Origin of the sequence: Spiroplasma sabaudiense Ar-1343 (assembly GCF_000565215.1) — a bacterium.
Lineage (GTDB): Bacteria > Bacillota_I > Bacilli_A > Mycoplasmatales > Mycoplasmataceae > Spiroplasma_B > Spiroplasma_B sabaudiense.
In genome coordinates, this window is record NZ_CP006934.1 from 763,328 (window position 1) to 787,804 (window position 24,477).

The 24,477-nt window shown below is 31.2% G+C and carries 22 protein-coding genes; 7 read left to right on the top strand and 15 right to left on the bottom strand.

Going from position 1 to position 24,477, the window contains the following annotated elements; genetic code table 4:
* Positions 1-17 precede the first annotated feature (17 nt).
* Genes rsmB through rsmD form a run of 3 tightly spaced genes read right to left on the bottom strand, consistent with a single transcriptional unit; the run spans position 18 to position 2,753 of the window.
* Positions 18-1,283 carry a 16S rRNA (cytosine(967)-C(5))-methyltransferase RsmB gene (gene rsmB, locus SSABA_RS03475; RefSeq protein ID WP_025251205.1) on the bottom strand — a complete coding sequence of 422 codons (1,266 nt, stop codon included), beginning with the start codon at positions 1,281-1,283 and terminating at the stop codon, positions 18-20.
* Positions 1,284-1,297: 14 nt separating this feature from the next.
* On the bottom strand, positions 1,298-2,191 hold the full coding sequence (gene gmk, locus SSABA_RS03480) for a guanylate kinase (protein WP_025251206.1): 894 nt from the start codon (positions 2,189-2,191) through the stop codon (positions 1,298-1,300).
* The gene (gene rsmD / locus SSABA_RS03485) at positions 2,181-2,753 is read right to left on the bottom strand and encodes a 16S rRNA (guanine(966)-N(2))-methyltransferase RsmD (protein ID WP_025251207.1); all 573 of its coding nucleotides are present in this window, start codon (positions 2,751-2,753) and stop codon (positions 2,181-2,183) included. Before rsmD ends, gmk begins: the two co-directional genes overlap by 11 nt.
* A 110-nt stretch (positions 2,754-2,863) precedes the next feature.
* On the opposite strand from rsmD, the gene SSABA_RS03490 reads away from it, so the two are divergent.
* The 4 genes from SSABA_RS03490 to SSABA_RS03505 all read left to right on the top strand — a co-directional run bounded on the left by SSABA_RS03490 (position 2,864) and on the right by SSABA_RS03505 (position 8,250).
* The gene (locus SSABA_RS03490) at positions 2,864-3,466 is read left to right on the top strand and encodes a peptide deformylase (protein ID WP_025251208.1); all 603 of its coding nucleotides are present in this window, start codon (positions 2,864-2,866) and stop codon (positions 3,464-3,466) included.
* A 236-nt stretch (positions 3,467-3,702) separates the two neighbouring features.
* The gene (locus SSABA_RS03495) at positions 3,703-5,466 is read left to right on the top strand and encodes a ribonuclease J (RefSeq protein ID WP_025251209.1); all 1,764 of its coding nucleotides are present in this window, start codon (positions 3,703-3,705) and stop codon (positions 5,464-5,466) included.
* 55 nt (positions 5,467-5,521) lie between these two features.
* A complete protein-coding gene (locus tag SSABA_RS03500; protein ID WP_025251210.1) occupies positions 5,522-7,156 on the top strand; it encodes an APC family permease in 1,635 nt (544 codons plus the stop codon).
* Between the two features lie 182 nt (positions 7,157-7,338).
* Positions 7,339-8,250: a hypothetical protein gene (locus tag SSABA_RS03505; RefSeq protein ID WP_025251211.1), complete on the top strand. Its 912-nt coding sequence runs from the start codon at positions 7,339-7,341 to the stop codon at positions 8,248-8,250.
* Positions 8,251-8,337: 87 nt separating this feature from the next.
* Here SSABA_RS03505 and SSABA_RS03510 read toward each other — a convergent pair whose 3' ends face one another.
* The 6 genes from SSABA_RS03510 to SSABA_RS03535 all read right to left on the bottom strand — a co-directional run bounded on the left by SSABA_RS03510 (position 8,338) and on the right by SSABA_RS03535 (position 15,293).
* Positions 8,338-9,051, bottom strand: coding sequence for a hypothetical protein (locus SSABA_RS03510; RefSeq protein ID WP_025251212.1), 714 nt, complete (start codon positions 9,049-9,051; stop codon positions 8,338-8,340).
* A gap of 17 nt (positions 9,052-9,068) precedes the next feature.
* Positions 9,069-9,956: a hypothetical protein gene (locus tag SSABA_RS03515; protein WP_025251213.1), complete on the bottom strand. Its 888-nt coding sequence runs from the start codon at positions 9,954-9,956 to the stop codon at positions 9,069-9,071.
* A 109-nt stretch (positions 9,957-10,065) separates the two neighbouring features.
* Positions 10,066-12,192 (bottom strand): PTS fructose transporter subunit IIABC, encoded by a 2,127-nt coding sequence (locus tag SSABA_RS03520; RefSeq protein ID WP_025251214.1) that lies wholly within the window; start codon positions 12,190-12,192, stop codon positions 10,066-10,068.
* Between the two features lie 12 nt (positions 12,193-12,204).
* Positions 12,205-13,137 carry a 1-phosphofructokinase gene (gene pfkB, locus SSABA_RS03525; RefSeq protein ID WP_025251215.1) on the bottom strand — a complete coding sequence of 311 codons (933 nt, stop codon included), beginning with the start codon at positions 13,135-13,137 and terminating at the stop codon, positions 12,205-12,207.
* A gap of 3 nt (positions 13,138-13,140) precedes the next feature.
* Positions 13,141-13,770, bottom strand: coding sequence for a DeoR/GlpR family DNA-binding transcription regulator (locus SSABA_RS03530; RefSeq protein ID WP_051464709.1), 630 nt, complete (start codon positions 13,768-13,770; stop codon positions 13,141-13,143).
* Between the two features lie 164 nt (positions 13,771-13,934).
* Complete coding sequence (locus tag SSABA_RS03535) at positions 13,935-15,293, bottom strand: Sapep family Mn(2+)-dependent dipeptidase (protein WP_025251216.1); 1,359 nt, start codon at positions 15,291-15,293, stop codon at positions 13,935-13,937.
* Between the two features lie 105 nt (positions 15,294-15,398).
* On the opposite strand from SSABA_RS03535, the gene SSABA_RS03540 reads away from it, so the two are divergent.
* The 3 genes from SSABA_RS03540 to SSABA_RS03550 all read left to right on the top strand — a co-directional run bounded on the left by SSABA_RS03540 (position 15,399) and on the right by SSABA_RS03550 (position 17,900).
* Positions 15,399-16,307 carry an SPE_1075/MLC_0560 family membrane protein gene (locus SSABA_RS03540; protein WP_025251217.1) on the top strand — a complete coding sequence of 303 codons (909 nt, stop codon included), beginning with the start codon at positions 15,399-15,401 and terminating at the stop codon, positions 16,305-16,307.
* Between the two features lie 106 nt (positions 16,308-16,413).
* On the top strand, positions 16,414-17,091 hold the full coding sequence (gene pgsA, locus SSABA_RS03545) for a CDP-diacylglycerol--glycerol-3-phosphate 3-phosphatidyltransferase (protein ID WP_025251218.1): 678 nt from the start codon (positions 16,414-16,416) through the stop codon (positions 17,089-17,091).
* Positions 17,091-17,900, top strand: coding sequence for an SDR family NAD(P)-dependent oxidoreductase (locus SSABA_RS03550; RefSeq protein WP_025251219.1), 810 nt, complete (start codon positions 17,091-17,093; stop codon positions 17,898-17,900). Before pgsA ends, SSABA_RS03550 begins: the two co-directional genes overlap by 1 nt.
* A gap of 120 nt (positions 17,901-18,020) precedes the next feature.
* Here the strand turns inward: SSABA_RS03550 and SSABA_RS03555 are convergent, their stop codons facing one another.
* The 6 genes from SSABA_RS03555 to mutM form a co-directional block, all read right to left on the bottom strand.
* On the bottom strand, positions 18,021-18,761 hold the full coding sequence (locus SSABA_RS03555) for an MIP/aquaporin family protein (RefSeq protein WP_025251220.1): 741 nt from the start codon (positions 18,759-18,761) through the stop codon (positions 18,021-18,023).
* Positions 18,762-18,885: 124 nt separating this feature from the next.
* Positions 18,886-20,085, bottom strand: coding sequence for a phosphoglycerate kinase (locus SSABA_RS03560; protein WP_025251221.1), 1,200 nt, complete (start codon positions 20,083-20,085; stop codon positions 18,886-18,888).
* A gap of 145 nt (positions 20,086-20,230) precedes the next feature.
* Entirely contained in the window at positions 20,231-21,247 is a 1,017-nt protein-coding gene (gene gap, locus SSABA_RS03565; RefSeq protein ID WP_025251222.1) for a type I glyceraldehyde-3-phosphate dehydrogenase, read from the bottom strand.
* A gap of 125 nt (positions 21,248-21,372) precedes the next feature.
* The gene (locus SSABA_RS03570) at positions 21,373-22,269 is read right to left on the bottom strand and encodes an ATP-binding protein (protein WP_025251223.1); all 897 of its coding nucleotides are present in this window, start codon (positions 22,267-22,269) and stop codon (positions 21,373-21,375) included.
* 12 nt (positions 22,270-22,281) lie between these two features.
* Positions 22,282-23,487, bottom strand: coding sequence for a DnaD domain protein (locus SSABA_RS03575; protein WP_025251224.1), 1,206 nt, complete (start codon positions 23,485-23,487; stop codon positions 22,282-22,284).
* Positions 23,488-23,638: 151 nt separating this feature from the next.
* Complete coding sequence (mutM, locus tag SSABA_RS03580) at positions 23,639-24,469, bottom strand: DNA-formamidopyrimidine glycosylase (RefSeq protein WP_025251225.1); 831 nt, start codon at positions 24,467-24,469, stop codon at positions 23,639-23,641.
* Between the last annotated feature and the right edge of the window lie 8 nt (positions 24,470-24,477).

Genomic DNA, 24,477 nt, shown 5'->3' on the forward strand with positions numbered 1-24,477 from the left:
TTTTAATTAAAATTTTATTAAGTTTTTGTAATTTTACATATATAAAAGCCATCAGTATTGTTTTCAAAACCAAATAATTGAATTTCTTCTAAAATTACTAGGTTACTATTATTTTCGCGAAATGCCCGAATTTGGTTTTGATTTTCATCAAGATTTATTGTGCAAGTTGAGTAAACCATTTCTCCACCTGGTTTTAGTAAATCAAATCCTCGGGCTAAAAGTTTAGCTTGTGACTCCAAAATTTTATTTAATTGTTCTTTATTAAACTGCTGAAGCTTTATTTCAGGTTTTCTTTTTAAAACTCCAAATCCTGAACAAGGAGCATCTAACAAAACATAATCATAAACATTTGAACCCACAATAGTTAAAGCGTCTTGATTTAAAATCGTAATATTTTTAGCTCCTAGTCTTTCAATATTTTCTTTAATTAGCTTTATCTTTTTTTCTTGAAGTTCACAAGCAAAAATTTCTGAGGTATTTTTAGTTAAGGCTGCAATGTGAGTTAACTTACCTCCTGGAGCAGAGCACATATCTAAAATTTTGGTTCCAGGCTGAGGATTTAAAACCTGAGACACTAGAGCTGATGCTTCATCTTGAATTGTAATTTGTCCCTCTTTAAAAATATCAGAGTTGACAATACTGCGTTGTGCAATTAATGAATCCTCACAAACATTTGAATATTTCAGACCATAATCATGGCCATAACGCTCAAAAATTTCTTCACGATTAGCTTTCAAATTATTAACCCGAATAGCTATTTTTGATTTTTCTAAGGAGTTTTCTGCAACCTTCACAGCAACCTCAAGACTATAATCTCGTTCAATTTTTTTAAATAGTCAAAACGGAAACCCTAAACTTAAAGGCTTAACGTTTTGCTTATTTTTAATATTGACAATCATTAATTCCTTGGCTTCGGCGATGAAACGCTTTAAAACTACATTTACTAGTCCAGTAAAATTTTTATTAATAGTTCTTGTTAAATTGACAGCTTCATTGACTATTGCATAGTCAGGGATATTATCTAAATAAATAATTTGAAAGACTGCCATTCACAAAATCACTTGGATTTTCATTGGAGTCTTTTCAGGGCTAATTAATTTATTAACAACATATTCTAAATAAATTTTGCGTTTAATAGTTCCATAAACTAAATTGTAAATAAATTGTTTGTCGACGGTACTAAAATTGCCAGAATTACTGACCTGATTTAAAAGTAAATTTGAGAATTTTTTTTCAAGAAAAACCTGAAGTAAAATTTCTAATGCTTGTTTACGACTATTCATTTTTTACCTCATCACTAGTCTAAGCGTGTTTGTTCTAAACTGAAAAAATTAACTTCTAGCATTAGTTTTTCGATCTTTTTTTTCACAAAATCCTTATCAACAATGCTGTTAATATACCCATGACCCATAACATCCTCATAAATTCGATCACTTAGCAGCTGGGCCAAGTGAAAGATAAAGTCAAAATCTTTATTATTGATGCGATGATTTTCTTTAACCTGAGCTTGAACATTAATTTTTCAATTTTCTAAAAAAAATTGATAATTTTCAATAATGTCGGCATTAACAATTTCAAAAAGCTTTCAATATCTACTTTGCTTGGAGTTTTTATTTAAGGCCCCTTCTTTTTGTAAGACATCTTTTATTTTTTCAACTGCATTAATTAGATTATCATTTTCAATTACATAGCGATAATGATTTTTTAGCGGAATTTCTAAGAGAGCTTTATCCAAACGTTGCTTGATAATTTCTGTGCTTTCAGTCCCGCGTTTTTTGATTCTGGCCTTTAATTCCTCTAAACTTGGGGGCATTAAAAAAATTGATAAAATTTCGTTTTTTAAATCTTGTGCTAAAACTTGCATTGCTCCTTTAACTTCAACCTCTAAAATAACATTTTTACCCAAATCAATTTGCTTTTGAACATAATTTTTGGGAGTACCATAATAATTGCCAATAAACTCAGCATACTCAATAAAGGCATTTTTTGAAATTTGCTCTTCAAAATATTCTCGTGATACAAAAAAATAATTAACCCCATCAACTTCTCCTTGACGCGGTTTTCTTGTTGTCATTGAGACTGAATATGTTAAATTAAGACTTTCATCTTTGAATAGTTCGTTATTAACACTACCCTTTCCAACTCCACTTGGACCAGAGAGGATAATAATTCTTCCAGGCTTATTGACCATTTTCTTGTCTCTCCAATCTGAATAAATAAAAATGCTTATTTTTAAAATCTTTATATTTTAGTAATGTTAGGTGGTTAATCTTTGATAAATCTAGTAACTCTGGAGCCTCGGTCATTATCACTCCATTTTCTGCCAAAATATCTAAAGTCGCAATTTTTTCAAAAAATTCATAGTAATAATTTACTTGTGGAAACGGTGGATCTAAATAAATTAAATCAACATTTTTTTTAGATTGGTGGAGATAATCTAAAACTCGTTTGAATTCCCAATTGGTAATTTGAAATTGTGATGCTGGAATATTTTTCAAATTCTTTTTGACTATTTCTAGTGCTGGGTTATGCCAGTCGTTTATATATGCAAATTCAATGCCCCGACTCAAACCTTCAATTGATAACGCCCCACTACCAGCAAACAAGTCCAAGGAAATCTTACCTTCATAAATGAACCAATTTGTCAAAATATTAAACATATCCTCTTTAACTCGCGCACTTGTTGGTCGAGTGTTTAAACCCGGTAAGGCAACAAGCTGGCGACCGCGATATTTACCACTAATTACTTTCATTATGCACCTACTATTTATTTATTATACTAAAATTTATTTATTAGGCCTGTTTTTTTGAAATAAAAAACAAAAAATTGTTATAATTATGGGGAATGTTTGGGGGAAAAATAATGGAAATGACTTATAAAGATCTTTTACAAAAAGAACGACCAAGTAATGAATGACTTTTTAAAGATAACAACACCGAAGTAATCCGTAGTGTTAGCAGCGATGTTCAAACCCCGCTATCTGAAGACCACGACCTTGTAATGCGAAAGTTAATCGACTTTGTTCGTGTTAGTCAATGTAAAACTCTAAATAAAAAAGGCAGTCCCGACTTTTTACGTCCAGCAGTTGGTCTAGCAGCACCACAAATCGGTAGCAACACCAATATGTTTTTTGCTCGATTTGAATGAGAAAAAAATGAGGAAGCTGAAGAATATGCAATCATAAATGGTAGAATAACAGCTTCTAGCCCCCAAGTTGTGGCTCTTGAAGGTGGCGAAGGATGTTTAAGTGTGGACAGCGACCACCCTGGAGTTGTCCCAAGAAGTTATAAAATTTCAGTTGAGGGTATTGATTATTTCACAAATCAAGCCGTCACTTTAAATCTGCGTGGCTACAAGGCGATTGTCTTTCAACATGAGTTACTACACAATCAAGGTGTGCTATATTATGATTTAATCAATAAAGACGACCCCGAATTTATTGATGAAGATTGAATTTTACTTTAATCACTAAAGTCAAAAAAACTTTCAGTTCTACACTGAAAGTTTTTTTGATAAAAACCGCAACTCATCTTTTTATTTTGAAGATTATTTTTCTAAAATAACTTTGAAAAAATAAAAAATAAATTCGAAAAGATAAAATCCTTGACATTTTATGTTAATATTTATTTAAGTTATTGAAACAAAGCAGCTAGCAAATTAAATAATAAAAATTAAAAATAATTTTCAGAGAGGATAAAAAAATGAAAGATATAATCGATAAATCGACTGGACAAGCTGAAATTGATAACAGTTCTGTTGAGATCAAAAAAACAAATACAAGTAAAATGCATTTATTAAATAATAAAATTGCCACCAAAGTTTTTGCTTTAGGGGGGCTTGAAGAAATCGGAAAAAACACTTACGTAATCGAACACGATCAAGAAATAATCATGATTGATGCTGGGGTAAAATTTCCCGATGCAGGGATGCTTGGTGTTAGTGCTGTTATTCCAGACTATTCTTACTTATTAGAAAACAATAATAAAGTAAAGGCTTTATTCATAACTCATGGACACGAAGATCATATTGGTGGGATTCCCTACTTGCTAAAGCAAGTTAATATTCCCATTATTTATGCTCCCGAACTAGCAGCAGCGCTAATTCGCGATCGTTTAAAAGAACACAAACTTTTAAATAAAACAATTATTAAAGAATATACTGAAAATGATGTTTGAAAATCAGGAAGTTTTAATGTTTCTTATGCCGCTTTAAACCACTCAATCCCTGATGCTTTTGGAATACTTGTTGAAACCCCAAACGGAAATATATTTTCAACTGGAGATTATAAATTTGACTGAACCCCACTTGGTCATAGTGCCAATGTTAGTCGTTTGGCCCAAATGGGTGATAAAGGAATCGAACTACTACTAGCTGATTCAACAAATGCTGAGGTTGAAGGTTATACTCTTGGTGAAAAAAAAGTAATCGAAAATATTGATGGATTATTTTTAAAGGCAAAACAAAGAATTATAATCGCAAGTTTTGCCAGTAATGTTCACAGAATTCAACATATTGTTGAAACTGCCAATAAATACGGGAGAAAGATTGCAGTTATTGGGAGAAGTTTAGAACGAATTATTAAAATTATTCGTCAAATGGGTCACTTAAAAATCAGTGAAAAAGCCTTTATAAAAACTCAGGACATTAATGATTTCCCAGCAAATCGCGTAATGATTATTTGTACTGGAAGTCAGGGAGAACCAATGGCGGCATTATCGCGAATGGCTCGCGGTGAGCACCAGTCAATTAACATTATTCCAGGTGATACTGTCATTTTATCTTCATCACCGATCCCAGGTAATCGAGCCGATGTTGAAAATGTCGTTAATAAACTAACTCGCTTAGGAGCAAATGTTATTGAAAACTCACCAGAAAATCGCATCCATACCTCAGGACATGCCAGTCAAGAGGAACAAAAATTGCTATTTACCCTATTAAAACCGCATTACTTTATGCCAATGCACGGAGATTATCGAATGCTAAAAGTCCATGGTCAAACAGCTGTTTCAGTAAATGTTGCTGAAGATAATGTCTTTATTGTTGCTAATGGTGATCAAATTGAAATGCTAAATGGTAAAGCTAAATTAGGAAAACGTGTAGCAGCTGATGCCATTTATGTTGATGGTAAGGATATGACCGGACAAGCAAGTAACATTATCAGAGAACGTGATATTTTAAGCAAAGATGGTTTGATGGCTGTTGTAGTTTCAATTGATTCTCAACAAAATAAATTGTTATACCAGCCAAAAATTATTTCAAGAGGAAGTTTTTATGTTCGTGAAAGTGGTAACTTAATTAATGAGTCAATTAACATTGTTGCAAATGCTGTTTTGGAAGTTTTAAACTCACCAAAACCAACTTTTGGAGCTATTAAAACCGCAATTAAACAATCACTTTCACCTTACATATTTAAGTTTAAACGTCGCAACCCTCTTATAATTCCAGTTATTTTAAATAAAAAATAGCCAACTAGCTAATTGTAGCTAATCATAAAATTTTAAAAATAAATTAGGAGGATTTATGAAAAAAGATACCCGCATGGGTTTACCCACTCTGATTTGACTAGGATTTAGTTTTATCGCCGGGATTACTTTTACAGCAAGTTTCGCCTCAATCGTTGGAAGCGATAAGGAAGCCGGAGTTAGAATTCATATTTTATGAATTTTTGCAATTGAAGGACTTGTTGCTTTTATTTGTGCTTGAGCATTTGCTAGACTAGTAAAAGTACACCCCACAGCCAACGGTGGTTCGAGCCAGTATGTCCGAACTGCTTTAGGAGAATTTTGAGGTCTCTTCATGGGTCTTATTAACTATGCTGCCATCCCTTTAATTGCAATGGGATTACTAGTGACCATGATTCGAAATAACTTTGCCGCTGGTTCAGTTATTGAAAATGGTCTATTTGGGGAAAATGGTCTTTGAGGTTCTTGAGGAAAATTGTACTTAGATTTAATATCTTTGGCAATTTATTCATTCGCAGCTGCAATTTTATTTTTTGGAATCAGAAAATATAAAGTAGTTGCCACAGTTATTGGTTATTTAACCTGAGCTATTACAATTTTTATAATGATTGTTGGAATAATTGTTTTCTCTGGTAATGGGATTGTTGGTTTGCAACACTATTCAAATCCAGAAAATATTGATTTATCATTTTTTAAATTTAACAATGCTTTTGTCTCGTGTTTCTTTGCATTTTGTGGACTTGAAACTTTTATTACCGTTGGTAATAACATTAAAAATCGAGGGAAAAACATGCCAATTGCAATGACTGTCATAATGATAGCGACCACTGCATTTTACATCATCTTTACCCTAATTTTGATGGGGGCTGTTCCAGCTGGTTTTCAAGATAACCCTAATATTCAAGTCTTTTTAAAAAGCCCTGGATTAAAGGCTTTTGGGGGATGAATGGTAATTATTTGTACAATTTTGATGCGTTTTAACTCAAATCTACAAATTACTTTATTTGGAGGAAGTTGTTTAGAACCTTTAGCGGCCCAGGGCTTTTTACCAGAAAAAATAAGTGTTAAAAATAAAGAGAATATCCCTGTTGCTGGAGTTATTACTTCAATTTGTATTGTTTTAATAACCTTTGTATTATTCATGCTTATTCCCGATATTATTGAGGGTGCTACTGGAAATTCATCACCATTTGATTATCAAACTATTGCTGCTGCCACCTCAATTGTTTTAATTTCAATTTATTTGATTGTTTTATCAACAGTCATAATTCAAGGGTATCGCAAACAGATTCACGTTAGATGATATGAGTACACCGGTTGAATTATTGTTCTTGGCTTCTTGATTTTGCAATTCTTTATGTACTTTTTTGATCGCTTTAGTGATTTAATTAGTGGGATTGCCAAAAACAATATCTCCAGTGTTCTTGGTGGAGTTGTGCCAATTATTTACTTCATCGGGATCATTGCTGCAGTATTTGGAATTTACTTTTTATACTACAAGCCTAAGAAAGCAAAACTATTGAACACTCCTGAAGGAATTAAAAAATATGAAGAGATTAAAACTATTTTTAGAATTTTAACACCTGAAGAAGTAGAAGCAATTGAAATTGAAGATGCTAAACTAGACGAGTATTGAGATAACCTAAAAAAGGCGCAAGCACTTGAAAAGTTAAAAAACAAATCTCAAAAATAACAAGAATTATAATCTAATAAGTTATTAAAGTTCTAACCGGTTCAGAAATTAAAAATTTCTGAACCGGTTTTTGCTATTTAAATGGCGTTTTATATTGATAAGTTATAATATTTTTTAAAATAACTTTTTTAAATAATTTTGTGATAATGTAGTAAAATATCATTATGAAAAGGAGAGATATTATGTCATATGTTAGATCTAGGATAATATTGTTTAATATTTTGGGAATGTGTTTTGCATTACTTGGATATGCATTATTTGCATCTGCATTATTCGGGAATTTTGAAGGATTTAAAATTGAAGTGGAACAATTCAATCCCTTGGATCAAGTTTTAATAGCAATTGCGCTTGCTTACTTTACTTACGCAGTTTGAAAAACAGTTTTCTTTGGAATGAAAATTATTAAATTTGTTAAAACCAAATCAGATGAGGATATTATTGCAAATAGATTCATTTTAGCAGTTTATAGTTTAACTTTAGGAGGATTTGTTACACCTTTTATGTTAACTAAAATTCCAAATGTTGATTCACAATCAACACTAAACCCAAGAAATGAAATAGCTAAAGTTTATACAGTAAACTATGTTGTTGGAGGGGCTATTCTAATTGGAAGTTTCTTTGCATTTGGAGCAAGTTTAAATGCAGACTTCTTTAGTCCAACAACTCAATTAGCATCTTCAATATTTTTAGGAATTACTGGAGCTGGAATGCTACTTGGGCTAATTGGTGGGATTTTCTTTTGAAGAAAAAACTCAAACGAAGCTTATGCAAAAAATGGATTTATGAAATTTATTGCAGGAATTTTTATTGTAATTGTTACAGTTGAACTTCTATTGAAAATTGTTTCAGCAATTATAACAATTATTCAAGCGATTGCAGATATTTTCCAAAGCGGAAGACAAAACTTTTTGGTTTCATTACTAATTTGAATGCAAAGCATGATTACAATTATGTATTCATTCTTCTTAATTACAATTTGTTGAGCAACAATCAAGGGAATTTGAAGTAAAGAAGGAGTTACAATGAAAGAATACGCAGGTCTTTCAAAAGCTCAAGAAAAAAACGGAACAGTTCCAAGTTGAAAAAACAATTAATGATAACAAATCAGTCTTTATAAGTTTTTAAAAATTAAAACCGGATTTAAATCCGGTTTTTTTATTATTTAAATGAACTAATTGTTTTTATAATTTTGTTATTAAAAACGGATTTTTAATTAATGGAATAAAAGCATAAACTCCAACCACGGCTCTAAAGCGTTTAAATTTTTCTGGACTTAGGTAGTGAACCGCCATTTCATTCATTAGTTTGCCTAGCGACTCATAAATAAAGGCTAGCGAAATTCAAGAAATAAAAATCAAACCCATTGCAAAATAATTAATTATTTGTAAGGAAAAATCAAATCACTGTAAAGTGGCATCGCTTAGACCATATGGGGTTATTAAAACTATTAAAAAGCTTATTAATCCTAAAAATAAAGCCAAAATATTTAAGCTAGTCATTCATAGCAAACTTCTTCTATAATGGGTATTTTGAACTCGAGTTTCAATAATTAAAACATAACTAAAAAAGAGATTTAGAATACTAGCTAAATTTTGGCGTTCTAACTCTCACGGTTTAACCTGAAACTCTTTTGTTAGCGGATTATAGTTAAAAAATGGCATACGCAAGCCTTTTTTAGCAGAAACAATTTTTATATCATTGAACCCGTTATCCTCGTTTAACTCCTTAAATAAGTCCTTATAAACTAATTCACTTTTAGTTTTTCAAGTAACGATTCATGTTATTGAACCACCAATTAAATAAAGACCGACAATAAAAAAGCAAAAAAATCAAGTGACAAAAGTAACACCAACATTTAAATCTGACATTCATTCATAGCGTTCGTTTTCAAACATATTTTTTTCCCTCCGTTTTAATAAATAAACCAAACTGGTAAATGGTAGTTAATTGCACCAATTTCATCGATTAGTGGCTTACCAATTATTAAATTTTTATTAATAGCATCAATTTTGTAAAAATACTTATTAATTATTAATTTTGAATTTTTTATCGTCTCATTAATAGAGTGAAAACTAGTCTGGCCATTAACTCGATCTGAAACTAAAAAACCGGTCTCATTAAATTGTGAAATTTGTTTTTCAAAATTGCTTTCCACAATTGGAACGCGATTTTTAAAATCAATATTGCACTTAAAAACATGATAATTTGTGGCTAGCACAACTAAGTCATCTCCAACCATGATAACTTTCAAACAATTTTCAAATTCTCCATTTAAGGGGATTTGCTTTTTTTCATCATAATTAAAAATCGCTGTTTGGCCATCATCGTTTTTTCTAATAACAAAACAATTTGAATTTAAAATTGGTGAAATAATTGTAAAATTCTGCAGTTCTGGAATTTCAGTAATTTTTTCAAAACCTGAATTGTAGATTGAAGTTGTCGTGCTAAAGTTCCCCTCTTGCTTTCTAACAAAAGTGACTAAAAAATTATCTTCTAAACCAATTATATTTTGAATAAAACTTTTATCAACTAGACAAATCTTTAAATCAGTTTGGCTTGAACCAATGGCAGAAGATTTACTAGGGTCTGGGTGAGCCAAAAAATAACGATTTCATGGGGATTTTATTTTAACTTCTTGAGTCAAAATTGTCTGATCAATTTTTAACAAATAATTTTGGTTATTTTCAAAATCACTATCTGTTATATAAAGGTCACTTCCAACAGGATAAAAATTAGTTATTCAAAAAAAATCATCAAAAATTGTTTTAGACAAATTTTTTGCTCCGGTTTTTTTTCTCATAAAGGGCCTCACTCTTATAATTTTATCGTAAAATAAAAGTCTTTTAAAAGGTTTTTTATTTTTAATTAAAAAAGACTGACTTAAGCGTCAGTCTTGAATTAATAAGATATTAAGCTTTTGCAGGTTGTTTTTTGGCTTTAGCTGCTTTTTTAGTTGAAGTTTCAACTTCTTCAATTAAATTAGTATCTTTGCTAGCTTTTTCAACATCTGCTAATTTTCAAAATCCTAAGATTAATGCCATTGTGAAAGTTCCAACCACAATTGCTAACAAGTATAAAGATACACCCATTCCAATTGCAAGTCCTTTACTTGAACTAAACATTGCAGCTTTTGATTCTAATAATGGGAATACAAACACCCCACCATGTGGTGCTGCTAATGTAATTGTAAATGCCCCCACGATTAATCCTGTAATTAGTCCTCCAGCCATTGCTGATAGAGCAACACGTTTTGGATCTTTAACCATGAAAGGAATTGCACCCTCTGAGATAAAACATGCTCCCATTAATCAGTTAGCCTTGGCAGCGTCGCGATCTTCAACCGATCAGACTTTTTTAAATAAGACAGTACATAGTGCCACTCCAAGTGGGGGAATCATTCCCCCAGCCATTGCTGCAGCCATAATTACTGTTTCAGTTCCTAAACCGTTAGTTAGAGTTCCCCCAACTGTCATAGTTCCTAGGGTATATGCGATTTTGTTAATTGGTCCACCCATATCAACACACATCATAAATCCAACTAGGGCTCCAACAAGAATAAGTAAGTTCACTCCTCCTGTTTTACTTGGAGTTGATAAGAATGTTAGTCCTTCTTGAATCCCAAGCATTACATATCCCAATGGAATATTAATGGCAAACATTACAACTCCGATTCCTAAAAGTGATAAAACTGGAACAAAAACAATGTCTCTTACTCCCATTCATCCTTTTGATACTTTTCCAAATGCTTTACTTCATCCAAAGACAATAAAGGCTGCTAAATAAGCTCCTACCATGGCTCCGATGAACCCAGAAGAATATGGTAATCCACTAGGTAATAATTTACCTCATAGATTTCCTCAACCAGTGGTTTGGTCACCATAAACCATTCCATCTCCATTGGCCAATACTCCAGCAACAAAACCAGGCATTAACCCTTGAGGACCAACAATTGAGAAACAAATGTAGGCTGCTAGAATTGGTACCATGGCTCCCATGGCAACTTTTCCTAATCCCGAGAATCAACCAGCAACTGAGTTAACAGTTCCATAGTCCCCCCCTGCATTAGCGTTTCCAGCGGCAAAATCAATTAAGAATCCAATTCCTAATATAATTCCCCCAGCCACAACAAATGGTAGCATTTTTGAAACCCCACCAAGAAGGTTTCCTTTGATATCTTTAAATTGATTTAATGAGAAGTTTCCTCCACCTTGAGATCCGCTATTAGCTTCTCCCTGAATTTTAGTAACTTTTTCTCCTTTGCTGAATCCTTCAATTAATTTTTCAGCATTGTAAATAACATCTTTGGTATTGGTTTTAATAACATCAAAACCATTAAAGCGACCTAAACCATCGATTTGTTTATCAATTCCAATGATTCGCACTTTGGCATTTTCAATGTCCTCAGGTGTTAGTTGATTTTCAGTTCCACGACGGCCCTGAGTTTCAACTTTGACAGTTAATCCCATTTTTTTGGCCACTTCAACTAGTTTTTCAGCTGACATATAAGTGTGGGCAATTCCAGTAGGACAAGCTGTTATACCAACAACATCATAGTGTTGGCCAGCTTTTAGTTTTTGCTCTTCAGCTTTAGCTGCTCCAAATACTTTTTCCAAATCAGCAATTTTTTTTGCTTTCATTAAAACTTTTTGGTTTTCTTCCTTCATTAAGTAAGTTGATAAATCAGCTAAAACTGATAAATGTTCTTCCCCATTTTTACCATTAGTCATAATCATAAATACTAATTTAGTAGGTTTTCCGTCCAAACTGTCTCAGTCAACAGGGTTTTTCAAGTTGGCAAAAGCCACACATGTTTGGTTAACTGATTTATCCAAAGCATGCGGAATGGCAATTCCATCCCCAATTCCTGTTGAACCTTGAGATTCACGTTTTTTAATGGCGGTTACAAAAGCTTTTTCGTTATTAATAACTTTTTGTTCAGCTAACTTAGCTGCTAAAAATTCAATAACCTCTTCGCGAGTTTGTAAATCAACATCAAAGAAACTTGTTTGGGCACTAAATAAATTTTTTAGTTCCATAAATAACTCCTCTTAGATTTTTTGAACCTTAATCTGATCAATTAAGGCTGTAATTTCCGCTTTAGTTGCCAACCATTCTTTAAAAGCGGTTGCAGCTCCTGAAGCGGCTGCCAATTTTAGACATTCTTCAATGTCAAGGTTTTGACTTAACCCGTGAGTAAATCCAGCAAGCATGCTGTCTCCAGCTCCAACCGAATTTACTAATTTCCCCTGCGCAATTCCGGTTTGATAAATTTCTTGATTTTCAGTGAAATAGTAACTTCCCTGGCTTCCCATACTTAAAAGAATGTTTCTAGCTCCCAATTTTTGCAGTTCTAAAATCATTGTTTTAATTTGGCTAAAAGCATATTCTTTTATTGGTAAATTTAAAATTCCACAAATCTCATCAATATTTGGTTTTATTAAAAATGGTTTTGAACTTAATGCCTTACGCATAACAGTTCCTGTTGCATCCAAAATAAACTTTGCATTAACTTGATTTGCAATGTTTCCGATTTCAAAATAAATGTCATCTGGAATTCCTTTGGCAAGTGAACCCGCAGCAACAATAATATCGTCCTTGGTTATCGATTTTTTCAAATAATCCAGCAATTCTTTTCAAGTTTTGGCTTCGGTTGTAAATCCTAACCCGTTTAATTCTGTTTCTTCTTTTAAACTCAAGTTTTTAATTTTATAATTAGTACGAGTTTTTCCTTGATTAAAAAAGAAGTGATTTGGTACCTTGACTTCAGCAAATTTATCTAAAAATATTGCTTTATTTTCTGCTCCCATTACTCCCGTAGCTTGAACTTGATTTTCTAAATTATTCAAAATAATTGCAACATTTATTCCTTTACCCCCAACAACTTGATATTCATTTTGATAATAGTTGGTCTGTTTAATAGTAAAGTTGTCTGACTCAATTATGTGGTCGATTGCAGGATTTAATGTTATTGAATATATCATTTTTTAGTCCTCGCTTATTACGGTAACTTCATTTTTGCTAGCAAATTTAATAAAAGACTTTGAATTAAATTTGCTACGGTCTGCTAATGCAAACGCAAAGCGAGATTGCTTAATCGCCTGTTCTTTGACTTGGGCTTCATCATCATCGGTTGTATATAGGTTGTAATGGTTATCAACAGCATTAACCCCTAAAAAAGCGATATCAAAGGAATACTGTTGTATTGATTTTATTGCCTCATATCCAATAATGGCCCCAGTTTTCAGTTTAAAACGACCACCCAAGATATTGACAAAGTTGTTACCGTTTTTTGCCAACTCCTGAGCATTAATAATTGAATTGGTTAAAATTCTTAATTCCAACTCGGGTTTAATAATTTGAGATAAATAATAAGTATTGGAACCAGCATCAAGAAAAATTGTTTCTCCTTTTTTGATGCAATCCAAAGCCTTAGCAGCGATTTCTTTCTTAGCAATAACATTTTCAGAGAGTTTTTCATCTAATAACTCTTCTGCAACGTTTTTGTCTCGTAATGGTTTCGCCCCGCCGTGAACTCTAATAATCATTCCTTGCTCTTCTAGTTCTAGCAAATCTCGACGAATCGTTGTAAATGAGATTCCCAAATCTTGGACCATTTATTCAACGATTGAAAGTTCTCGGCTGTTAATATAGTTTAGCACTAATGCCTGGCGTTCTGCTTTTATCATTATTTCACCCAAAACAATTATAGCAAAAAAACCAAAAAAAACCAAAAAAAACCAATTATAACAAATCGGTTTTTTTGGTTTAATTGATAAAGTTATTTGCTTTTATGACTACAAATTTCTGCCAAAGCTTTTGTATAAATAAGTAACTGCTTTTGATACTCTTCTTTGTAAACTCATTCATTAACTCCGTGCAACGTTAAATTTTCTAAATTCAAAGCACCCCCAAAAGCAACCGCATTGTCTATTTCCTTGGCATAAGTTCCGCCCCCAATGGCACATGGTAAAGTATTAAAATCTTTTGTCACTTCAGTGAAGCTATCTAACATAATTTTTAACATTCAGTGATTTTGATCAAATAAAAAACCTTTATTAAAGTGATGGGTTTCGATTTTTAAATTAAAATTCTTTAAAATCTTTTCAAAGCCAGTAATTATTTCACTTTGATAGTCAACTGTGGCTGGAATATCTATTTGTAAGGCAATCCTTTGATTATTTTGATTGATATCAACAATCGATAATCCAAAAGTCAATGTTCCTGATTCATCTTCTAAATTACCAAAAATCGCCTTTAAATCATAATTATTAATAAGGTAACTATTGATAAAGTCAATCATATTGCCTTTGATTTTGGTCTCTTTTAGAGCCTCACTGAGCAGCATAACCGGGCTAATTCCTAAATTTGGAAGACCAGCGTGAGCTTGTTTTCCAAATATTTCAATTGAATTATTTAGGTTATTATTTATAATGCCTCGCTTATTCAAATTTTCTTGAAGTAATTTTATTTTTGAACCTTCATAAGTTGCTTTCGCATCAATAATATTATATGTATCTCCCGACTTAATAGCATAGTCCAAATTTTCTTCCCCTGTTATATTAATTCAAGCCAAGTGTTTTTCCCCGAACACATAAGGAAAACAGGCGTCAGGAACATATCCTAAATCGGGTTGACCAAAATCTTGTAAATATTTTTTGACACAGCGATTTTCGTTTTCTTCGTCAACCCCAAAAAATAATCTTATTTTATATTCCCCCGCAAAGCCATGATCTTTTAGGTACTTTACCGCCATTATGTTGTTAACCGTTGGACCTTTATCATCAAAAGTTCCCCTACCATATAGTTTGCCTTCAACTTCTGTTAGTTTAAACGGATCATAAATTCACTCATCAAAATTACCTGGATTCACAACGTCTAAATGACAAAATACAACAAATATTTTATCACTTTTGCCAAAATCAGCGTATCCATAATATTTTTCTTGATCTTTATAAGTTTCTAATCCAATATTGTTACAAGTTTGTAGAATGAAATCTAAAGCCTGGTCATTTTCACTACCAAATGGGTAATCAGGGTCGCTTAAATCCATTACCGAGCGATACTTTATAAGTTGGCCTAATAAGTTAATACTTTCTTGGAAATACCTTTCTGCTAGTAAATTGAAGTCAATTTTCATTTTTACCACCTTTCCCAATTATCTAATCACAAATTTGAAAAAAATCTACTTTATTATTGACTAATTTAAAAACAATAATATGATTATGGCGAAAGGAGCATTTAAATGTTTTATGTAAAAAATTTATGAAGCTTATTAAAGATTAATTGAAAATTACTACTTATAAGAAGTGTCTTGGCATTTGTGGGATTATTTATCGCAAGCCTAGGGACAAAAATTTACTTACCTCTTACGGTTGGCTCAGGAAATGTTGATTTTGCAATTTTTTCTACGCTTGCTGTATTTGTCCCTGGAGCAATTCAAACAGAAAATAATTTGAATGAGAGAATTGGTAAAATTGATCCAGCTATTAATGAGAGCAATTACTATTTATATTTAATGTTATTTTATTTCATCCTACTTTTATTTGTAATATTATTTGCTACTTTAAATTGTGTCAAAAAATTTAGAGCAAGCCGCGATCGCGAAATTATAACTAAAACTATAATATTGGTAATTGGTGATGTGATTTTGATGTTTGTTGGTCCTTTTTTCTTGCAAATTCATCAAGGCTACTTTCAAAGTACTGGTTTGCAAAATTGACTAGTAAAAATTTCTCAACAAGCAACAACCATTGACTATTTACAAATGGTTTGAGTTTTTTTTGGAGCATTTTTGATTTACTGCTTAGGAGTTGCTATTTTAATATGGTCGCGTGTTTTTAACGGACCCTACAACTCTGTTGTAACAGAATTCATGAGTTTAACAAAATGAACTTATTTACAAAGTAGAATTCTTTGAGATTTTTTAATTTTTATATTTGGAATCATTATGATATTGATTGCCCCTTCCTATTCATGAGAAGTAAAAATTAACTTTTTTGCTAACTATTTTGTGTTTGGTTTAATTATCTTTACTTTTGGTACTGGTTTAGCAATTAATTTCTTTTTACCTTTTTTAAAAAAAATATGAAATCACGAGAAATTATTTGTCAATGTCCTTGAATATGAAAATAAAAATAAAACATCCTTATAAAAATTAAAATTTTTAATAATGGCTTCTGCTTAATAAAAATAATTTCATTCAATTACTTTATAAATGTAATATAATTATTTTATATTTATTTAGAAAAGAGGACTTTATGAATTGAGCAAATCGCATAACAATGATTAGGCTACTGTTAATTCCAGTCATAGTTATTTTAATGGTCTTTTACCAATTTCCCGGATCACCACTGTTTGATGTTTGAAATCAGACAATTAACATCGGTACACATTATCAACTACCAATTGCTTATTTAGTGGCAGGAATTTTATTTATTATTGCAGCTTTTACTGATTTTTTAGATGGTTATATTGCTAGAAAATTTAACCAAGTTACAACATTTGGAAAGTTCTTTGATGCTATTGCAGATAAGGTTTTAACAAATACTGTTTTAATTGTCTTTGCCTGTTCGGGAATTGTTCCAATTTGAATGGCAGTAGTTTTAATAGCAAGAGATTTTATTATTGATGCTGTTCGTCAAATTTTAGCAACCAAAGAAGTTATAATGGCTGCAAATTGAATGGGAAAAATCAGAGCTGCTATGGAAATGGTTGGAATGTCTTTACTATTTTTCGTTGGATTTAGAATGTTTAATGGTTCTACACAAGGAACAGGAAATTTTGATGAGTTTGGATGAATTAATCAAGTAGTAATGATTCCAATGTACATCGCAACTGTACTTTCTGTTGTTTCGGCTGGAATTTACATCAGCTTAAATAGAAAACAACTTTTTGATACAACAGTAATTTCAAAAAAAGTTGATGAAAAAAAATAATGAAAAAAAACAAAGTCGAAAAAGACACCTGAGCAATTGTTACGGGAGCTAGCAAAGGGATCGGATATGCATTTTGTGTTTACTTATTGGAGCGCGGCTGAAACATTGTTGCAGTAGCTAGGAATACAGATTCAATTAATGATTTAGCTAAAAATTTTCCTAATCAAGTTGTCCTTAAATTAAACTTAGACTTAAGCGACCTTGATAGCTGTGACAAAATAGCAGAGGAAACTAAAAATCTGAAAGTTTCCTTACTGATAAATAATGCCGGTTACGGGGTTTTGGGTAACTTTAGAGAATCAAGTCTAGAGCGAGAAATGAATATGATCGATTTAAATATTAAATCTCTTCATAAACTTACTAAAATTTTTGTTAACAGATTTCAAGAAAATAATTTTGGTCGAATAATAAATATCAGTAGCGTCGCTGCTTTTCTTCCTGGACCAGGATTTGCAAGTTATTATGCCTCAAAATCTTATGTTTTAAACTTAGGAATTGCAGTAAATCATGAACTCAAAAGTCAAAATTCAAAAGTAAGGCTAGTTACAGTTTGTCCAGGACCAATTAATACAGGTTTTTGAGACCGAAGCAGGGATAATAAATCAGTTAGCGGTCAGGCAAAAGAAGAACAAAGCAAAGCGCTTAGAAATTTTGCAAGGAAAAGTTTAAATAAATCTTTGAAAGCCAATAATAAGGATTACTTTATTATTGGTATCAATAATATATTTTTAAATAAATTACTGAAGTTCGTCCCTAAAAAATGAGCAATGAAAGTGGTTTATCGATACAATCGTAAAAAAAATAAATAAAAATTATCCTAAATTTAGGATAATTTTTATTTATTAGAATTAGAAAATTTTGGTTTTTTACTAAATAACTTTGAAACAAAAAATTTTTATAGTTTTAAAAACCTCTTAATTTTTTAAAATTTAAGTCAGTAAAAAAATTAAACCTACAAATAATCCAGATAAGCTTGGAGCCACAATTGGGATTCACCCATAGCTTCAATCGGATTTAATTTTATAATTTTTATCAAAAGGCGCAATTTGATGAATTATTCGCGGGCCTAAATCTCTTGCTGGGTTAATAGCATAACCAGTGGTTCCACCAATCCCTAAACCAATACCAATCACAACAATTCCAACAAAAAGTGTTCCTAGAAAATGAGATTCTTTAAATCATCCATTTGAGGTTGATAGAATTGCCCCAACTAATATGGAGGTTGCCAAGAACTCTGTAAATAGGTTCAAGTATATATTTTTGTGTGTTGGAACAGTGCTGTGCATTGCTAAAACCAAATCACCACGGTTTTCTATGTGAGAGACATGAATGTGTTTCATATAAATAATATCTAAAATTATTTGACCCAGCATTGCCCCTAAAATCTGACCTATTAAAAAGATCGGTAGAAGCCCCCAGCTTCCAACATTTGCCTTTCAATCATTAACAACGTATGCTAAAGTAATTGCTGGATTCAGGTGCGACTTTCCACCAAGAGCTGATGAAATGGTTGCGGCAACGACAACTGCAAAACCTCAGCCGATGGCAATTGCTAATCAACCAGCATTTTCACCCTTTGTTCCCTTGAGAACTGTATTGGCAACAATACCATTTCCAATTATTATTAAAATCATTGTCCCTAATAATTCCGTCAAGAAATGCGTTATCATTTTTTTCCCTCCAATTATTTTTATACACTTCTAATAATATTCCAAAATGGCTTAAAATCAATTAAATTATAAATAAAATAATTATTAATTAAAAAAACCCGCATTTGCGGGTTTTTTTAATTAATTATTTGTTTTGAATTGCTTCAACACCAGGCAGAACTTTACCTTCCATATATTCAAGCGAAGCTCCTCCACCAGTTGATATATGAGTAAACTTTTCTTTAAATCCTAATTGGATTGCTGCTGCAGCTGAGTCTCCCCCACCAATCAAAGTAAAAGCGTCTTTTAAATTAGCGATTGATTCACAAACAGCCACTGTCCCTTTTTTAAAGTTTTCCATTTCAAAAACTCCCATTGGTCCGTTTCAGGCAACTGTTTTAGCTCCTAATAATTCTTTTTGAAATAGCTCAATTGATTTAGGTCCAATATCTAGTCCCATTACATCATCGGGTAAATCTACACCAGAAAAACTTGGAGCGACATCTTTAAATTCTGTAGCATTTGCTGAATCAATTGGTAGAATTATTTTACCATTTGCTTTTTGCAAATATTCTTTTGCTAGATCAATTTTGTCAGCTTCCAAAAGCGATTTACCAATTTTGTGTCCTTGAGCTGCAAAAAATGTATACGCCATTCCCCCACCAATAATAATTTTATCGGCCTTAGTTAAAAGGTTATCGATTACACCGATTTTATCTGAAACTTTTGCCCCACCAATGATGGCAACAAATGGATGAGCCGGTTTATCAACTCCTTGTGCCAGCATTTCTAGCTCTTTTTGAACTAAGAAACCAACACAAGATTCTTTAATGTTTTTTGAAATCCCAACGTTTGATGCGTGAGCTCTGTGAGCAGTACCAAATGCGTCATTAACAAAAATATCTCCTAAACTTGCTCAATATTTTCCTAAATCAGGATCGTTTTTACTTTCGGCTTTGACAACTTCGTTATTTTTAACATCTTCAAATCTGGTATTTTCTAATAATAAAATTTCACCATCTTTTAAAGTGTTAATTGCCGACTCAAGCTCAGCTCCGCGAGTTGCTGCTACAAATACTACTTTCTGACCAACTGCTTTTTCCAAAGCGATCGCAATTGGAGCTAAAGATTTTTTAGATTTATCTTCTTCAGTTTTGATACGACTTAAATGTGACAACAAAATAATTTTTGCCTTATTTTTCACTAAGTGTTTAATTGTTGGTAATGCAGCTTGAATTCGATTATCATCTGTAATTACTCCATCTTTTAATGGAACGTTAAAGTCTACACGAACAAGAACTTTTTTTCCTGAGACGTTAACTTCATTTAGGGTTTTTTTATTCATTTCTTTTCTCCTTTTAATTATCATTTATATTTTAATTGAAAATATATCATTTAATTTAAAATAATAAAATATCTATTTATTATTAACTTTGTGGAATTTTTTTTAAATAAAAAACACGCTCTAACGGCGTGTTTTTAAAATCAAATTATAATGAAACAACGTGTTCAATTACTCTCACAAATTGTGAAGTAAATGATGCTTCGTTATCATATCATGAGAAAATTTTGTACATTTTTTTACCGTCAACTTCGATCATTCTTGTCATTGTTGCATCAAAAACTGAACCATAAGTAGACCCAATAATATCTGATGAAACAATTGAATCGTCTCTGTATTCTAGAGCTAAACCTAAACCTTTTTTGTCAGCATCAATTGCTTTTTTAATAGCTGCATTGATTTCTTCAACTTTTGGTGATTTAGTTAATTCAATTGATAGGTCAACGATTGAACCTGTAATTACAGGAACACGCAATGCTAAACCATCTAATTTACCATTTAAAGTTGGTAATACTTTACCGATAGCTGCTGCAGCTCCAGTACTTGTTGGAATAATATTTCATGTTGCTGCACGTCCACGACGTAAGTCACTATGTGGTAAGTCTAACAATTTTTGATCATTTGTTACAGCGTGAACTGTTGTCATTAAACCTTTTACAACCCCATATTCTTTGTCAAGAATTTGTAATACAGGAGCTAAACAGTTTGTTGTACATGAACCAGCTGAAGCAATAATATCATCTTTTGTTAATTCGTTATGGTTTACTCCAAAAACAACAGTTTTTAAATCACCTGTTGCTGGTGCTGAAATCATAACTTTTTTTGCTCCAGCTTTAATATGTGCTGATGCTTTTTCTTTATCTGTGTAAAAACCAGTTGCTTCAACAACTAAGTCAATTCCCATTTTACCTCAAGGTAATGCTGCAGCATCTCTTTCGGCTAAAACTTTAATGCTTTTTCCTTCAACAGTAATCGAATCATTTGTAAATGAAACTTTTCCTTTTTGGAAATATCCATGAGCTGAGTCATGTTCTAGCAAGTAAGCTAATGTTTTTGGATCTGTTAAATCGTTAATTGCAACGATTTCAACATTTTTTGACTCTCATAATTTTCTGAAAGCAAGTCTTCCGATTCTTCCGAATCCGTTTATAGCGATTTTTTTCATCGTAATATCCCCTTTTGTTCTACAATATTTATTTTATACTTATTTAAAAAGTTAAAAACATTTATTACTAAATAATTTTTTGTTTTTTTTATCACTTTTAGTTAATTTTATAGAATTTTTTCCAATTAATATCTTTTGTTTTCTCCATTAATTTTTAATTCTTTTGCCAAAGCCTTTATACGATCAGTAAAACGACTAGTTTTAATAATATTAATATCCCTATTCGTCAAATTAGTAGTAACTTCACCATACAATTGGTTTAATGATTTCATATCAAAGTTCGATGAAAAAAAAGTTATTTTTTTATTTTCCATACGGTAATTTAAAAGGGTAAATAAAATTTCATCTCGGGAATACTGAGTGACAACTTCCCCACCAATATCATCGAGAAACAAATATTCTACATGCATTAATTTTCTTAATAAATTGTCTTTTTTGAGTTCTTCGTTTGAGAAACTATCTTTTATAGTCTTAATTAAATTTGAAACCGCAACAAAGGCAACTTGATGATTTAAAAAAGCAAATTGATTGGCCGATAGTTGAAGCAAAAATGTTTTACCAACTCCAGGAGGTCCTGTCAAAAATACCCCCTTATCGGTTTTTTTATCAACAATCCCTTGAATTCATTTAATAAATTTTTTTCTTGATTCATCAACAGAATTATCATTTTTTATTTTTTCAAAGTAGCTAAAAATAGTTTCACTATTGTCATCAATATTATAATCGCAGTAAATAAAATTTTTTTTAATTTGGTAATTTTTATTATCCATTAATCAATGTGCACAGTGCTTTGTTGCCCCATAAAACATTTTATGACTAAATTTTAAAAACGGTTGATATCCTTGATTTTTTTGCAAGCAATCTTTTAAAAACCCAGATTCGCATTCTTGATAGTCTAACAAAAAATCCTCTAAAAAGTCTTGATTTTTGGCAATTATGTCAATGGTGATATTTATGTCTTTCATAAATTTTTTTAAAGAATTATAACTATTGATTTTTTTAACAACTTCTTCTGTATTCATAATTTTTCCTTACTATCAATTAAATTTTGCTTCATATCTTTCAGGATTTACTCCAGCTTCCCAGTCAATGGGAGTTTTAGCTTCAATGGTTTTATTTGAATTCATACGTTTTTTTTGTTTATTTTTAACTGATTCCAAATAAGCTGTCTTTAAATACTTCATTAAATCGTTTGTTGATGATATTTGCAAATCTTGAATTGATTGAGCAATTTTAAAAATGTAATTTCCAACAATTTCACGGGAGTTTTTATAATAAGAAAACTCTAATAAACAATTAATAAATCCATTTTTAAAATTAAATTCTTGCTCTAAAACTTTGATAATATTTTTTTCATTATTTGTCAAATCTCTTTGATCTTTCAATAATTTTAAATAATCTAATGGTTCGATTAACTCCATTTCTTGACACTTTTGCTTCTCTTTTGATTTTGGATCATTTGCATCTGTTATTGGCAAATTTTGGTGTGTTACAAAATCAAATAATACTTTTGGCTCTAGGACTTTATTTTCAAAATCATAACATTTCAAAATTGAGTCAAACAATTCTTCTGTACTTAGCTGGTATAAAACAGTGATGTTTTTTAATACTTTGACATAACTTGGAATTTGAAGATTTATCTCGATTCCCTGTTCCAATAATTTTTTAATTAATAAATCTTTATTTATATTCTTGTAGAAAACATCGGTTTTTTTAGGTTTTAATTTCATTATTTCTGGTTTTAATTCTAAAATATTAATTGCATCTTCTTTAAAAACTTCTGAAAAATTAGCAAGTTCTTCTTCATATTCTCCAACAATAATTGAATCATCACGGAACATATAACTAGTCATTTCAAAATCTTCTTTTCCGATTTTTTTTAATAAAGCTTTAGAAAAAATTTCATTATTAAAAAAATCCAAGGGCTCTAATGGGGCATAAACATTGAAAATTTTAATGGTTTTATCCTTTTTAACAAGAGTTTTTAACAAGCCCATCGCAGATAATTTTTCAAAGTCCTTCTCTAATGTGACAATTCCAATTCCATTAATTTTACTTAGTCTTTTGATGTCAAAAGATCCGTTTTTAAACTCTTTTTGAAAACTATTTTCATTTACTAAACTTAAGAAAGTTGTAAACGCTGAGGGCCCTATTATTGGTAAATACAAATATTGTAAAATCTTAAAATCATAGGCGCTTGAAGTATTTTTTAGATTAATTTTATAATTATAAAAATCCATAAACCAATACCCGCCTTTTAAATATTTTAAAATACAAAATAAATTTTGATACAAAATTTATTTTGTTTGAATAACTTGTAAATAAAAATCCCTGAATAGTCCATTTAAATCGGTCTTTAAAGAAGTTTTCCACTTCTAAACAACTATAAAACTATAAAACTTGACATTGTGGGCAAAAATAAGTACCCCTTCCGTTGACCTTTATTTTAGTAATTAAAGTCTGACATTCAAGACATGGTTTATTAACCCTGGTATGAACTTTTAAGAAATTTTGAAACTTACCATCTATCCCGTGAGCAGATTGGTAGCTATCAATGGTTGTCCCACCCATTTCAACCGATTTAGCTAATATATCTCGGGAACTATCGATGATGTTTTCAAAATCTATTTGACTGATATCAGCCCCTAATTTTAGGGGGTGAATTTTTGCAGCAAATAAAATTTCGTCATCATAAATATTTCCAATTCCTGAAATTATTGTTTGGTCAAGAAGAATTGTTTTTATATGCTTGCTTGATTTATTAATTCTTTTTGCTAAATAGTTTGGGGTTACCAATTCACTAAATGGTTCTGGACCTAATGTAACTAGAGGTTTTTGCTCACGAAAGTTATCAATATCTTGTCAGTGCAATGTACCAAATTTTCTTGTATCATAATAAGCCAACTGCATTCCATCATCAAAAATAAAATAGGCTTCTTGATGTTTAATGTTAGTTTGTGCTCCCTCAGGCTCAAAAAACCACTTGCCTTCCATTCTTAAGTGACTTATTAAAACTTTATTTTGGAAGACAAAAATTATATGTTTGGCAATTCTTTCGATAGCCAAAATTTTTTGACCAGTAATTTCTGACTCAAATTGCTGGGTATCTGTTGGCTGCTTTAATAAGTTTGGGTAAACAATTTTAGCTTTTGTAATCTTTTTATTTAAGACTAACTTTCTAAGTGTTCTAACAACCGTTTCAACTTCTGGTAGTTCTGGCATAATTTTCC